Annotated in this window: 15 protein-coding genes; 4 read left to right on the top strand and 11 right to left on the bottom strand. The window is 30.7% G+C overall.

Going from position 1 to position 14,409, the window contains the following annotated elements:
• Positions 1-93: 93 nt before the first annotated feature.
• Both LCI24_RS09450 and LCI24_RS09445 read right to left on the bottom strand, forming a co-directional pair.
• Positions 94-1,590 carry a hypothetical protein gene (locus tag LCI24_RS09450; RefSeq protein ID WP_274640158.1) on the bottom strand — a complete coding sequence of 499 codons (1,497 nt, stop codon included), beginning with the start codon at positions 1,588-1,590 and terminating at the stop codon, positions 94-96.
• A 16-nt stretch (positions 1,591-1,606) separates the two neighbouring features.
• On the bottom strand, positions 1,607-2,647 hold the full coding sequence (locus LCI24_RS09445; protein WP_274640157.1) for a glutaminyl-peptide cyclotransferase: 1,041 nt from the start codon (positions 2,645-2,647) through the stop codon (positions 1,607-1,609).
• A gap of 197 nt (positions 2,648-2,844) precedes the next feature.
• On the opposite strand from LCI24_RS09445, the gene LCI24_RS09440 reads away from it, so the two are divergent.
• The 3 genes from LCI24_RS09440 (at position 2,845) to LCI24_RS09430 (ending at position 5,833) form a co-directional block, all read left to right on the top strand.
• Entirely contained in the window at positions 2,845-3,096 is a 252-nt protein-coding gene (locus LCI24_RS09440) for a type B 50S ribosomal protein L31 (RefSeq protein WP_047789607.1), read from the top strand.
• A gap of 92 nt (positions 3,097-3,188) precedes the next feature.
• A complete protein-coding gene (locus LCI24_RS09435) occupies positions 3,189-4,721 on the top strand; it encodes an FMN-binding glutamate synthase family protein (protein ID WP_274640156.1) in 1,533 nt (510 codons plus the stop codon).
• Positions 4,722-4,735: 14 nt separating this feature from the next.
• Entirely contained in the window at positions 4,736-5,833 is a 1,098-nt protein-coding gene (locus LCI24_RS09430; protein WP_274640155.1) for a methyltransferase, read from the top strand.
• 42 nt (positions 5,834-5,875) lie between these two features.
• Here the strand turns inward: LCI24_RS09430 and LCI24_RS09425 are convergent, their stop codons facing one another.
• From LCI24_RS09425 to LCI24_RS09400, 6 genes are all read right to left on the bottom strand, one after another.
• On the bottom strand, positions 5,876-6,499 hold the full coding sequence (locus LCI24_RS09425) for an outer membrane beta-barrel protein (RefSeq protein ID WP_147431730.1): 624 nt from the start codon (positions 6,497-6,499) through the stop codon (positions 5,876-5,878).
• A gap of 54 nt (positions 6,500-6,553) precedes the next feature.
• Positions 6,554-7,723, bottom strand: coding sequence for a histidine decarboxylase (locus LCI24_RS09420; RefSeq protein ID WP_099213805.1), 1,170 nt, complete (start codon positions 7,721-7,723; stop codon positions 6,554-6,556).
• Positions 7,724-7,960: 237 nt separating this feature from the next.
• Positions 7,961-8,998 carry a M28 family metallopeptidase gene (locus tag LCI24_RS09415; RefSeq protein ID WP_274640154.1) on the bottom strand — a complete coding sequence of 346 codons (1,038 nt, stop codon included), beginning with the start codon at positions 8,996-8,998 and terminating at the stop codon, positions 7,961-7,963.
• 65 nt (positions 8,999-9,063) lie between these two features.
• On the bottom strand, positions 9,064-9,768 hold the full coding sequence (locus tag LCI24_RS09410) for an ABC transporter ATP-binding protein (RefSeq protein ID WP_313813871.1): 705 nt from the start codon (positions 9,766-9,768) through the stop codon (positions 9,064-9,066).
• 111 nt (positions 9,769-9,879) lie between these two features.
• Entirely contained in the window at positions 9,880-10,911 is a 1,032-nt protein-coding gene (locus LCI24_RS09405) for a FecCD family ABC transporter permease (protein ID WP_274640153.1), read from the bottom strand.
• Positions 10,912-11,490, bottom strand: a complete 579-nt coding sequence (locus tag LCI24_RS09400; protein WP_274640152.1) for a non-canonical purine NTP diphosphatase — start codon at positions 11,488-11,490, stop codon at positions 10,912-10,914. It abuts the gene before it with no gap.
• A 177-nt stretch (positions 11,491-11,667) separates the two neighbouring features.
• Here LCI24_RS09400 and LCI24_RS09395 point away from each other — a divergent pair, with 177 nt between their 5' ends.
• Positions 11,668-12,453: a helix-turn-helix domain-containing protein gene (locus LCI24_RS09395; RefSeq protein ID WP_274640151.1), complete on the top strand. Its 786-nt coding sequence runs from the start codon at positions 11,668-11,670 to the stop codon at positions 12,451-12,453.
• Between the two features lie 79 nt (positions 12,454-12,532).
• Here LCI24_RS09395 and LCI24_RS09390 read toward each other — a convergent pair whose 3' ends face one another.
• The 3 genes from LCI24_RS09390 to LCI24_RS09380 form a co-directional block, all read right to left on the bottom strand.
• Positions 12,533-12,892 (bottom strand): DUF2200 domain-containing protein, encoded by a 360-nt coding sequence (locus LCI24_RS09390; RefSeq protein ID WP_274640150.1) that lies wholly within the window; start codon positions 12,890-12,892, stop codon positions 12,533-12,535.
• Positions 12,893-13,046: 154 nt separating this feature from the next.
• On the bottom strand, positions 13,047-13,721 hold the full coding sequence (locus tag LCI24_RS09385) for a hypothetical protein (protein WP_274640149.1): 675 nt from the start codon (positions 13,719-13,721) through the stop codon (positions 13,047-13,049).
• Positions 13,722-13,766: 45 nt separating this feature from the next.
• The gene (locus LCI24_RS09380; protein WP_274640148.1) at positions 13,767-14,351 is read right to left on the bottom strand and encodes an SMI1/KNR4 family protein; all 585 of its coding nucleotides are present in this window, start codon (positions 14,349-14,351) and stop codon (positions 13,767-13,769) included.
• Positions 14,352-14,409: the final 58 nt, after the last annotated feature.

Below are 14,409 nucleotides of genomic sequence, written 5' to 3'. Positions count from 1 at the left end.
TATATTTACTTAGTAGTATAATTAGTTATAATTCGATGAATGGATTGTTTTAATCGTTAAATGGAAGTGTTTTTGTAGATAAACCTTATTGACTTAAAATTCAGTGTGTTGATAAGCACCAATATCTGGCATAGAGTTTCGAGGAGTACCTAAAATATCTTCAGAAACAGCGGAAGGTTTTGCTTTATTAATAGCATCACTATTTTTACCAATGACAAATTCATTTTCAGTAACATCTTTAAAGTTAGGTTCTCCGTTTAAAATGTTGTTTAGATAATGTGAAGTGTCGTCAAAATTTAATTCATTATTATCTACAAATGAATTATTAAAATCATCAAATTTGATTAGGCAATTTTCAACCATGTAGTTAAAAGTTGTTCCATCAATTCTATCAAGTATAAACTCTATATTGTTATTTCCTTCAATAATACAGTTTGTAAAATTAGCGCTAACTAAATCATTAACTTCAGTAACTTCTTGGTTGCTATCGTTGATATAAGTGATATGATTATTTACTAAAACTGAAGGTAATTGACGGATACTATTATTCCAAAAATTAGCAAAAGTGGCATGGGTAAAATTATACTTTCCTCCAAAAGTACAAGCTAATGCAGATTGTCCTGCACTACCTATTACTAAGTTCTCTCCTTCAATATGAGTATTTCTACCTAAAACACCATAATTTGAACTGTTATATATCTCAGTGTTTTTTATAGTTAGCGTAGGAGAGGAAGTATTTTGTCCGTCAACAAGAACTCCAACAGTTCCATTTTTAATTTGAGTATGATTTAGTTCGTTGTTATAACTACCTTCACGTATCCAAATAGCTCCCCATTGTCCTGGAATTTCACTAAATTGATGTTCTAATCGGTCACCTTCAAAAACAATTTTTTCATCTAAAGTTCCATTGGTTTTTAAGCTTGCATCTTTATCAATAATTAATCCAGAATTGTTGTGAAAGTGAATTTTAGCTCCCGCCTCAATTGTTAGTGTTTTACTAGAAGGTACTGCTGCATAACCGTAAATAACATAGGGCTTTTTATTGCTAAAAGTGAGTTCTTCATCAGTTAAAAAGCGACCTTGAATCTCAGTTTCTTTACCATCAATAGTTAATGTCTCAATACCCGAACTGTTTTTAGAAGGAAAAATAAAATGTGCGTCTTGTACTAAAGTAACTAAATCTACATCTTGTTGATTTTCTCCATTATCAAACAATATTTTATCAGTATATAAAGGGTCGGCAACAGTATTAGCATCAATAGTAGTTTCTATAAATACATAGATACTATCATTTGCTAAAATATCGATGTTATTAAAGTTATCACCAGTTAAACCATCTACGTTTAATCGGTAATTTGAAGTACTTCCATTCTCTAGTTTAATCTCTGGAATAGTAATGGTTTTGTTACTCTTATTATATACTTTTAAGTTATAGGTTGCAGAGCCTATATTGCTAAAAATAGTATCTAGAAATACTGTGTCTTTTGAAAATTGTAGCTTCCCATAACTAGGTACTGTAGTGAAGTCTTTTCTACAAGACATTACAATAATAGATAAAATAAGTGCTAGTATGGGAAGGGTATTTTTCATGGTTTTAGGTAGTAGATTATTGTTTGATTAATTCTATTTCAAATAATTTTCCCCAATGTTTTCCTGTAACAAATAAACGGTTGTTTTCAGCATCATATGCAATTCCGTTTAATACATCATCTTGAGGTTCTAAAGTTTGATCTTTAGCAACAATATCTCTTAACCCATTTAAGTTAGCTACACCTTCAACAACACCTGTTTCTGGATTGATAATAACTATTGAGTTTTGTTGCCATTTATTTGCGTAAATTTTTCCGTTGATAAGTTCGATTTCATTTAAATTATCAACAGGGTATTTGTTAGTGTATACTTGTACACTTCTTTTTTCTTGTTGGGTGTTTGCATCTAAAAACCAAACCTTGTTACTACCATCTGTTTTAATAAGTTCAGAACCGTTGTGCGTTAAACCCCATCCTTGATTACTATTTGTATAGTTAAAGCTACCAAGTTGTTTAAATGTTTCAAAATCGTAGATAAACCCTTTTTGAGCATGCCATGTTAACCAATAAATTTTATTGTTAAAAATAGTCATTCCTTCACCAAAGTATTTTTCATCCAAATCAGTTTTTTGTAAAACTTTTCCAGTTTCTAATTCAACTTTTCTTAAAGTAGATTCACCATTACGACCTGTACTTTCGTATAAATAACCGTTTTTGTATTCTAACCCTTGAGTGTATGCTCCTTTATCGTGCGGATAAATATTTACAATTTTATAAGAATATACAGCAGGAGCTTCTTTAGCTAATACCTCAATAGAGTTGTTTATTTTTTTTGATTTGTTAGGGTAAAAAGCTAAAGCAGTAACAGCATGTTTTCCTACACCAAAATCAGCAGTGTTAATAGTAACACTTGTTTCGTTAGTATTTACACGTTTGTTGTTTACATAAAGTTGTACAGAATCTATCTGTTCACCCTTTAATTGTTCAAACTTAATAGCAGCTTTTTTACCTAGGGTAGTTTTTTTAGTAGTGTCTAATTTAAATTTGTAATTAGTTTCGCTACAAGAAGTTATAAGTAAAGTAGTTAATCCTAAAGTTAAAAGTTTATAAAAACGCATATATAAAATGTTATTTTCTGTAGTTTATAAAGATGTTGTACAAATTAAAGCAAATTATTTGTTTGCAAATTAAAAAAAAGGGTTAAATTTGCACCCTCAAATAGCCATTGCAGGTTTTTGATATATGAAACAACTATAAAGCTTTACCAACTTTATAATTTTTTCAACAAAAATAAAAGATTTTAAATTTACAAGAGATGAAAAAAGGTATACATCCAGAAAATTATAGAATGGTAGCGTTTAAAGACATGTCTAACGGAGATGTTTTTTTAACACGTTCAACTGCTAACACAAAAGAAACTTTAGAAGTAGAAGGAGTTGAGTATCCATTAATCAAATTAGAAATTTCAAGAACTTCACATCCTTTCTACACTGGTAAGTCTAAGTTAGTAGATACTGCAGGGCGTATTGATAAGTTCAAAAACAAATACGCGAAATTCAAAAAGTAATTTTAAGTATTTTAAATATAAAAGAAAGCTCTGGCTATATGTCAGAGCTTTTTTTATGCTAAAATTGTATTTTTGCCAGAAAAACAAAAGAGATGAGAGATACCATTTTATCTGTTATTATTGTAATTAATATATTATGTGGTGTGTTGGTTTATTTCATGCCAGATATGGGAAATTATATTTTGTTAACTGTTGCTTCTGCGGTAACATTATTAGCAATTTATGATGCCTTTATTCAAAAAAAGCACTCACTAATGCGTGCTTTTCCTGTAATTGCTCGTTTGCGTTGGGTATTTGAAGAAGAACGAGAAAAAATTCAGCAATATTTTATTGAAGATGATTTAAGCGGGAAACCTATTAACCGTGAGAAAAGAAGTATTGTTTATCAGCGATCGAAAAAAGAGATAGAAACAGTTCCTTTCGGTACACAACACAATGTATATGCAAAAGGATATGAGTTTGTAAAACATTCGTTGTTTCCTAAAGATCATCATCATATTAATGGTGAAAGATTACTTATAGGTTCAGATAAGTGTACACAAAAATATAATTCTTCTATAATCAATATTTCAGCTATGTCTTTCGGTTCGTTGAGTAAAAATGCAATAATGGCATTGAATCAAGGGGCAAAAATGGGAGGCTTCGCACATAATACAGGTGAAGGAGGTATTTCTCCTTATCATTTGCAAGGTGGAGATTTAATTTTTCAGGTTGGTACAGGGTATTTTGGAGCGGGAAAAAGCGTAAACGGAAAACGTACTTTTGATGCTGAGGTTTTTAAGAAGAATGCAAACAGAGAAGAGGTGAAGATGGTTGAAATAAAGCTTTCACAAGGAGCTAAACCAGGTCACGGTGGAATTCTTCCTGCAAAAAAGAATACAAAAGAAATTGCTGAAATTCGTTCTGTAGAGCCTTTTACAAGAGTAGATTCACCACCGGCACATGATGCTTTTTCTAATTTTGATGAAATGGTTGCGTTTATTCAACAAGTAAGAGATTTATCTGGAGGAAAGCCAATAGGAATTAAGTTTTGTGTTGGAGACAATGATGAAATTGAAGCGATGATTAAAGCTTTTGCAGATGCTAATAATTATCCTGATTATATAGCTGTTGATGGAGGAGAAGGAGGTACAGGTTCAGCTCCTTTAGAGTTTTCAAACTACATTGGTACACCGTTATTAGAAGGGTTGTCTTTTGTGAATAAGATGTTGAAAAAATACGGACTAAAAGATCAAATTAAAATCATTGCAAGTGGAAAAGCTATTGATGCTTTTGATGTGATTAAATACTTAGCCTTAGGAGCTGATGCAATTGGAATGGCTCGTAGTTTTATGCTAAGTTTAGGATGTATTCAGGCGCGTGAGTGTAACTTAGATACTTGTCCTGTAGGTGTTGCAACACAAGAAAAAGATTTGGTTAAGGCGTTAGTGGTTAAGTATAAAAATATGCGTGTAAAGAATTACCATAACAAAACAATTAGTGCAATTAAAGAAATGGTTGCAGCTATGGGCAAAGAGTCAATAGAAGATGTGGAGCCAAAACATATTTTTAGAAGAAATAGAGCTGGGGAAATAACTTCATTAGATGAAATCTACTATGCTAAAGAAAAGACTTTAGTAAATTAAACGTAGGATATTAATTGGATACTACAGTAAAAATACATTCAAAAACATATCAATTAGAGCGTTATCCCAAGACTTCCGACAAAAGTTTACGAGCTTGGAGTAGTGCTGAACTATTAGTATTAGATTATATAGCTGAAAAGAATATAGAGCACTTGCATTTTTTTAATGACCGTTTTGGGGTGTGGAACTGTGCTTTACAGAATAAAAAAGTAACCACTGTTTGGACGTACGCTAGTCAGCAAAAAGCAATTTATCAAAATTTGAAATTGAATAATTTTTCTACGGAAGTTGAATTTAAAACTCCAATTGATGATTTGAAACATGTAGAAGTGGCCTTGATTAAAATTCCGAAATCTTTAGAGTTATTTGAGTTGTTCTTACAGCAAGTTCATAAAGCTTCACATGAAAATACTGAGGTTATTTGTGGATTTATGACTAAGTATTTTTCTCCTTCTTATATAAAGGTTGCAGAGCAATATTTTGATGAGGTTACTCAGTCAAAAGCATGGAAAAAGGCACGTTTGTTAATTTTAAAAACACCTAAAAAAGAATTTCAAAAGAAAAATCTAATTAATACTGTTCAGAGGAAAGACAAAACCTTACAGCAATATTATGGTGTGTTTTCTTCTGGAAGTGTAGATATAGGAACGCAATTTTTTTTAGAAAATTTAGAAGTTAAAACAGAGGAGTTAAAAGTGTTAGATGTAGCTTCTGGTAATGGAGTTATAGCTTATGAAGTTACCGAGCAAAATCCACTAGCAGAAGTAACTTTGTTAGATGATTTTAATTTAGCTATTGAGTCATCTAAAATTAACTTAGAAGGGAAAAAAGCAGAATTTTTATGCGATGATACCCTAGAGAGGTTAAAAGAAAATTCTTTTGACTTAGTAGTATCAAACCCACCTTTTCACTTTGAACATGAGAATAATATTGAGATAGCACTAAATCTTTTTAAAGGAATAGAAAATTGTTTGAAAAACAACGGAAGGTTTTTGTTAGTTGCTAATTCACATTTGAATTATAGTACGCACCTAACAAAACTTTTTACTTCGGTAAGTGTGTTACAACAAAATAAAAAGTTTCAAATAATAGAATGTATAAAAAAACGCTAAGAATTTTCTTAGCGTTTTTTGTTTGATTTGTAAAGTTTAATACTACCAATAATATGATAAACCGAACATTAAATCAGTTGAGTTTATATTAAACTGAAATGAATCAGATTCTCTGTCAGGAAAACTACTTTCATCTTGGTCTGTTTTAGAATAACCTAAGCTACCTATATTAGCTTCTAAAGCAATGTTTTTATTTAAAAAATAAGTAAGTCCAGGTCTTATCCCTACAAAATATTGGTTGGTGCTTCTTTCGTATGGAGTAGAATTAATATTGCTTGAATAATCAGCATAACTATAACTAAATTCTCCTTGCAACGAAATAGTTAATTTCTTTCCAAGTGGAAAGTGTTTTTTTACATAAGGAAAGATTTGGTAGGAATTACCTTTTCCAATTTGACTCCCTGATTCACTTTTTGAATATCCATAGCCTACACCTAAACCTATAATTAAGTTGTCGTTAATAGTGTATCCTACCTTAGGAGAGAAGTTAAAGTTAAAATATTTAGAAGTTTCAGGAGAACCCTCAAATTCATTACTATTATGTCCTATGGAAAAATTTGCACTAGTATACCATGTACCTTTTTCAATAGTTAGTTTTTCTTTTTTTTCTTGCCCATAAACAAATGACAATGCAAATAGCATTGTACTTAATAATAATTTCTTCATAATTAAATTTTCTTTTAAAGCAATCAAAAGTATTTGTCTTAGATTAATATAAGGTTAGCTTAATGAAAAATCATAGGAAAATTCCTCTTCAATAATCTGTTCTGTACAATTTTTTAAATCGTTTACAAATTCATCAATTTGAGTCTTTGTTACGTTAGGCATACAAATAACATGAGAAATGTTCCCTTCAGTAGCTAACTGCCATTTATCTTTAATACTTTGTGGAGTTTTTGGTAATACCACAGTAATAGCATTAGGGTTTCTCCAAGCATTTACTCCGATTTTTTGTAATTCAGCTTCACAGTATTCAGCTACAGCTAAACTATGTTGGTAACGTTGCTGTAAACCCTCAACACCTAATTGCTTTAAGGCATACCACAAGAATAAAGGAGAGTGTCCGTTACGAGAGCCTGTAATAGTAGTATCAAAAGAACCGATGTACGAAATTCCTTTAGCAATTCTGTCTCTGTTCGATCTTTTAGCCATTAATACTCCTGTCGGTATTGGTGAACCAATAAATTTATGTCCACTTATAGAAATACTATCAGCACCATCCATAAAATCGAAAGGAAGACGAGGTTGCATAAATGGTCCAAATGATCCTGCTAAAGCAGCATCGCAGTGAATATAATGATCTTGAATAGCTAGGTTGTGTAAGATGCCTTTAATTTTACCTATGTCGTCTTTAGCTTCTTTCATAGTTGTACCAAAAGTAGCTAATACAATTACAGGTTTATGACGATTCATACGAACAGTATTTTCAAAATCTTCATAATCCATTTCACCATTTTCTTGCGATTTAATTACAATACTTGGAATATTTAATAAATGGATGTTTTTACGTACACTGTAATGAGTAGATTCAGAATAATATACCATAGCTTTAGGAAACAACTCACGAGCTATATATAAACCATATAGGTTGCTTTCTGAGCCACCATTGGTTACATATCCCCAAAAATCTTTTGGGTTAGCTCTAAATAGTTTTGCAAAAAAGGCAATAACCTCACGTTCCATTTCATGGGTTCGTACACGATAAGTGCCTTGTTCAAAAGGATCACCAAGGTTGTTAATTGGATATTGAAAAAACTTATTTAATTCTGAATAATCAAAATCTTTTGATACAGGGTACCCTAAAAAAGTATCGCGAGCAGAAGCCAATTCTTCCTGTAACTTATCTAGTTTTTGTTGATTTTCTAATGATAATTTCCCTTCGTTAACCATAGTATTAAAATTTAAGCGGGCAAATGTAAACGAAGCAATGTTATTTATCAGGTATTAGTTTAGTTTTTAGATTATTTTTCTTATTTAATTATTTTGGTAGATAAATAATCTATTTAAGGTTGGTTATGGTAAGAAAAGGGGATATATTTTAGGAATGGTATTTAAGTTAAAAGTAAATAAAAAGCCCATCTAATTTGGATGAGCTTTTAAACTTTATAATTTAAATTTGATTAGACCTTATTCTGCGGCTTTATCAACCACAATACGATTCTCACGATTTGCAACTTCCCAAGCAGTATGGAAAACCAAACGAGCTCTATTTTCTAACATTTCGTAATTGATTTTGTCAGGAGTATCAGTTGGTCGGTGATAGTCGGCATGTGTTCCATTAAAATAAAAAATAATAGGAATGTTGTGCTTAGCAAAATTATAATGGTCAGAACGATAATAAAAACGGTTAGGGTCGTTATCATCGTTATATTTATAGTCTAAATCGATGTTAGTATACTTTTTATTCATCGCTTCAGAAATGTTATGTAATTCAGTACTTAACTTATCAGAACCGATTAAGTATACATAATTTGGGTTTCCTTTATGACGGTCGTCAACTCTACCAATCATGTCAATATTTAAATCAGCAACAGTATTAGCTAATGGGAAAATAGGGTTTTCTGTATAATATTTAGATCCTAATAAACCTTTTTCTTCACCAGTAACGTGTAAGAATAAAATAGAACGCTTAGGACCTTTGCCAGCATCAGCAGCTTGTTTAAAAGCTTCAGCAATTTCTAAAATAGCTACAGTTCCTGATCCGTCATCATCTGCACCGTTATAAATCTCCCCGTTTTTAACACCTTCGTGATCTAAGTGAGCAGAAATAACCACTATTTCATCTGGTTTTTCTGTTCCCTTGATAAAAGCAACAACGTTTTCAGAATCTTTTAAAGTCATTCCTCTACGATTGTTACTTAAGTATTCTGAAGGTACTTCTTGAAAGTAATCATTTCCTCCCAAAGGAGACGCTATTCCTTGACTAACATAAAAATCTTTTAAATACTTTACTGCTTTCTTTTGTCCAGGTTCACCTGTATTTCTTCCTTCAAATTCATCAGAAGCATAGATAAATAGATGTTTTCCTAAATCTTTTGCAGTAATGGTTTTGGCATATTTTGCAGATAGGTCTGTGGTTACATCATTATCTGTATTTGTAGTTTCTTTGCTTGAACCACAAGCTACCAGTGCAACTGCACTAGCCATATAAAGTAATTTTCTCATCAATAATTAAGGTTTGTTTAGTTTGATTAGTCTCAAAAGTAACAAAATGTTACAATCGTTCAAATTTAATTTTTCTTGATAACGAATTGTTCTAATGTTTTGTTAAAACTTATTAATTCTTTAGGAAAAAGTTCATCAAAAGCATTTTTAGCAATTAATTCTTGTGAGGTGCCAGTATAAAATTGTTTTTCAGAAAGTAATATGAATTCATCAGCTAGTTGAATTGCAATATTTACTTCGTGAGTGGAAATAATAATAGTTTTACCTGTATTTTCTACAAGTTTTTTTAATAAAGAAAATACTTTAAATGTGTGATGTATATCTAGATGTGCTGTAGGTTCATCTAAAATAATGATTTCGGTATCTTGGGCTAAAGCACGGGCAATAAGTACACGTTGTAATTGACCATCGCTTAATTCATAAAACCGCTTGTCTTTTAAATGTGTAATTTCTGTTTGTTCAATTGCCCAGAGAATTTTCTTTAAGTGGTCTTGTGTGAGTTTGTCAATCCAGTTTGTGTAGGGTTGACGCCCTAAAGCAACCAGTTCAAAAACAGTTAACTGACTTAAAGGTAAACGTTCTGTTAACACTAAACTTAGTGTGGTAGATAATTCTTGATTAGTGTAAGATGAAAGTTCTTTTTGTTTGATTTTTACAACACCTTTTAAAGGTTTTTGAACTTTAGAAATAGTACGAAGTAAGGTTGATTTTCCTATTCCATTTTTACCTAATAAAGCAACAAATTTCCCTTTTTCAATAGTTAAATCAATATTTGAAGCTATGAGAGTTTCTTGTTTTTTTGATTTGTAACCTATTGAAAGGTTTTCTGTTTGTAAGACGATATGTTTTTGTTGTTGCTTGATGTTTAACTGTTTATATTCTTATACATATATTTTCTTCTTCCTAATTAATAGCCAAATAACTACAGGTGCTCCAAATAATGATGTTATTGCGTTAATAGGTAAGGTGAATTCGCTTGTAGGTAATTGCGCTATACTGTCGCAAATTAACAGAATAATTGCTCCAATTAAAGCAACCGCAGGCAATAATACTTTATGGTTTGATGTAGAAAAAATCATTTTAGCAATATGTGGAACAGCTAGTCCAACAAAAGCAATAGGGCCTGAAAAAGCAGTAATTACCCCTGTAAGAATACTTGTGATTAGTAAAATGATATTTCTACTTTTTTTGATATTGATTCCTAAACTTTTTGCATAGTTTTCTCCCAATAAAAAGCTGTTTAGAGGTTTAATAACAGAAAATGTTCCAAGAATTCCTACTAGGTAAATAATTCCAAAAACAGAAAGTTCGGCCCAAGTTAGATTACCTAAACTTCCAAAGCTCCAAAATAAATATTGTTGTATTTGTTCAGCTTCACTAAAAAAAGCTAAAACACTAATAACTGCTGATGTTAACGAGCCAAACATTAATCCGATAATTAAAATAGACATCGTATTACGAACTCTATTAGCAGCTATAATAACCGCTGATAATACTAAGAAAGATCCTGCACTTGCAGCAATGGCTAATGCCCAGTTAGAGTAAATAGCTACAAGAAAAAATCCTCCAAAAACACTAGAGCCTAAAATGAGCAATGCTACACCAAGGCTTGCACCAGAAGATATTCCTAACACAAAAGGACCAGCAAGCGGATTTCTAAATAATGTTTGCATTAACAATCCACTTATAGCTAAGCCTGATCCTACTAAAATAGCAGTAATAGCTTTTGGTAATCGGTAATTTATAATAATAGTTTCCCAACTATCTTTTGCTACAGGGTTGCCAAATAAGGAGTTAAAAATTTCTTTTAGAGGAATTGATACAGAACCAAAACTAATGTTTAGTAGTAAAAAAACTATCAGTAAAACCGATAAAAGTAAAAAGTGAACTGTGTATGTTTTTGATAAATTCAACTAGCTAATTGATTTTAAAAATGCTACTAATTGTTGAATCGCTAATCCTCTATGACTTATTTTGTTTTTTTCTTCAGAAGTCATTTCTGCAAATGATTTATTGTATCCTTCAGGCTGAAAAATAGGATCATATCCAAAACCTTTTTCTCCTTGTTTAGATGTTAAAATGGTTCCTTTACAAACTCCATCAAACAAAAATTGTTTTTCGTCTAAATTTAAACAAATAGAAGTCCTAAACTGAGCAGTTCTATTGATTTTATGATTTAATTCTGTTAATAGTTTTTGCATGTTGTTTTCTGCATTAGCAGGTTCACCTGCATAGCGAGCTGAATATACACCTGGATCTCCATTTAAAGCTTCAACTTCTAAACCTGTATCATCAGCAAAACAATTGTATCCAAACTTTTCGGTAATATAATTTGCTTTAATTATAGCGTTTCCCTCTAAAGTTGTTGCAGTCTCTTCAATATCATCAAAACAGTTGATATCTTTTAAAGAAAGTAGCTCAATAGAGCTAGGTAGCATTTTTTGTACTTCAGCAAGTTTATTTAGATTATTGGTAGCAAAAACTAGTTTCATGTGTTGAAAATTAACAAAAGCAAATGTATTCAATTTTTATCATCTTTGCTGGTGTTTTTATTTTTTATAAAAAATGAATTCGTCTTGAAAGTATTGTAAATAAAGAGATGTCGTGTAAAAGTCGGGTTAAAAACCATTAAATAGTTTTATCAAATTTAGAATCAAAAGTAATATTGTATGAGAAATAAAAATTTACTTACCATGAAACAACCAGATTTAGGAAAAAAGATTCTTGAATTAAGAAAACAAAAGGGATTAACTCAAGAAGAGCTTGTTGAAAAATGTAATATTAATGTTCGTACAATACAACGTATAGAGGCAGGGGAAACTATGCCAAGAAGTTTTACGATTAAAACTATATTAGAAGCGTTGGATGCAACTATTAATTTAGAAGAATTTACAAACGAGGTTGTACTTACAAATCAAGATAAAAAGAAATTAAACTTAGCTTGGATTTTTGGAGTTATATATTTTGTTTTTGGTTTTGTTGAAACTATTGCTGATGTATATCAGTTTACAAAGGATGAATCAATTTTTAATGGATTGCTATATACTAGTATTAAAGTGATTTCTTCTGTGGCTTTTGTATTATTCTTTATGGGGTTTTTAAGAGTAGCTAAAATTTATGCTCATAGATTATTAGAGATAATAGTTTGTGTCTTTATGATAGCATATGTACTATTTGAGTTCTATGATATATTTTTAATAAACTTTAGTGAAGAGACTGTTGGAGTATCTCTTGTAGTAGAGCTACTTGTTTTTGGAGTCGTTCAAATAATTTTTGGTATTGGCTTATTACAGTTAAAGAGTAGGTTAGGAGCTTTAGTGCAAGTATGTGGTGTTTTAGAAATAATAACAGGAGTTTTATTGTCTACTGTAGTCTTGGCTAGTTTAGGATTGTTCTTATTAATACCTACTATAATAATTGAAATTATAGTAATTTATAAGATAGCAAGGAAATAAGTGAGGTTAAATAGTTTTAGAGACTTTTTAAGTCTCTAAAACTTATAGAGTATAATTTCTAGATCAGAGTTAAGTGTGATTAACGTAAAATTTTTTCCATTTTACGACCTTTAGCTAATTCATCTACAAGCTTGTCTAAATAACGAACTTGCTTTGTTAAGGGAGTTTCGATTTCTTCTATTCGATAACCACAAATAACCCCTGTAATTAAATGAGCGTTTGGGTTTAATTTAGCTTCTTTGAAGAAGGTTTCAAAAGTTACTTTTTGATCAATTAATTTGTTTAACATCTCGTTATCAAAACCAGTTAACCATTCAATTACTTGATGTAATTCCTCTTTGGTTCTACCTTTTTTCTCAACTTTCGTAATATAGTGTGGATAAACAGAAGCAAAAGTCATGTTTGCAATTCTTTCGTCGTGTTTTGGTGTTGTTTTCATATTTTAAGTTTATGAGAAACTATTTTGAGTTCTAAGATTGAAACAATTAAGATGGTGATAAAAATGAATCGTCAAAATGCAGTAACTTCTTTTGAAAGCTATAATTAATAAAACTCAATTCATTTTATTAAAATTTACTACTAACTTAGTTATTTTATATAACAGATTCTCTTTGAGATGTTAATTTATGAAAATTTTTTTTAGTTAATAACTCGGCTATTTTATTTCTTCCTTCAGCACCATTTTCTAATATATAGGCTAACTCTTTAGGGGTTAAAAGGGTTACGTTAACTAATACTATTTCTTCAATACTTAATTTTAATGAGTTGTTAATATTATTGTTTTTTAAACCTAATAATATACCAGCTTCTTCATCTTCGTTTACAAAGCATTCTGGTAAACCACTACCATCAATAGTTGTTGAAATGTAGGTGTAATCATTTAAAGTATATGAAATATTAGGGTTAGCAGCAGCAATGTTGCTTGCTCTTCGAGTAATTTTAAACTCCCAAGAGTCTATTATGTGCTGAATATCTTCGTATTTGTTATCACAAATGGTATAAAGTTCTATACCTATACCATTATAAGCTTGATTTTCTGTATTTGTATCATAGTCGTCATACGGGTCACTCAAACCGTCTGTAGCTATAATGGTACCATCTTCCGTTTTAATTCCTATGTGGGCTTGTCGTAAAGATGGCCATTTAGGTCCTCCTAAAAAAGTAGGATTAATCATGCTTCCTATAACATCAGAAAAAGGAGTTCCTGTTTGTTGCCAATACTCATTTCTAATTTCTGTTGAACGTTTAAAGTGTTGTTCGTAATTCATAATGTTGTGTATTATTTATAGTTTTTACAGCGTAAAAAAAATGATTTAAATATCTTCTTTGTTAATTATTCCTCCCCATTCGTCTGAGTAAGCATATATGTCATTTTCAAGGTTAATACAGTAATTTTCGAAAAAAACCTTAAAAGACGGAGCTATAAACTCTCTTACACTGTCGTCATGCCACATTCTTATTATTTGGCCTTTGGTTCCATTTTCAGTAGGGTCCATGTCTATACAAAGATGATTTCCTGATCCATCATAGGTAATTGGTATCCATTTAGGGTTCCACCAAAAGTTTTTAATTTCTTCATCAGGTTCAGCTTCACTATCATCAAAGTCTCCACTTTGATATAAATCATACCAAATTTTCCATTCGTCCATTATTCGGTCAGAAGAAAGTAACTCTTCAGCATCTATAAAACCGTCAGCATTTCTATTTTGACCATTGTGTATACTTAAAAAGGCTATAAAGTCTTCAGGTAATTCTGTTTGTATAGTTTGTTGTAATTGTTTTATTTCTTCTGGTTGAACTGAAGGTTGAAGTTCTTTTGATAAATGAGGAGCGTTTGAAGTGATCCAATTTTTAAATCTGTTCCATAAGTTTTCAATTTCAATTTTTTGGTTTTTCATTTTAATTATTTTTTTGTTGCGTAATATTGATGCCAGCTAAACTCTTTGTGTAAAAAAC

The sequence above is a fragment of the Tenacibaculum larymnensis genome, assembly GCF_028829235.1.
Classification (GTDB): Bacteria; Bacteroidota; Bacteroidia; order Flavobacteriales; family Flavobacteriaceae; genus Polaribacter; species Polaribacter larymnensis.
The sequence above is the reverse complement of the archived record's forward strand: the minus strand, read 5'-3'. Positions and strand labels throughout refer to the sequence as shown.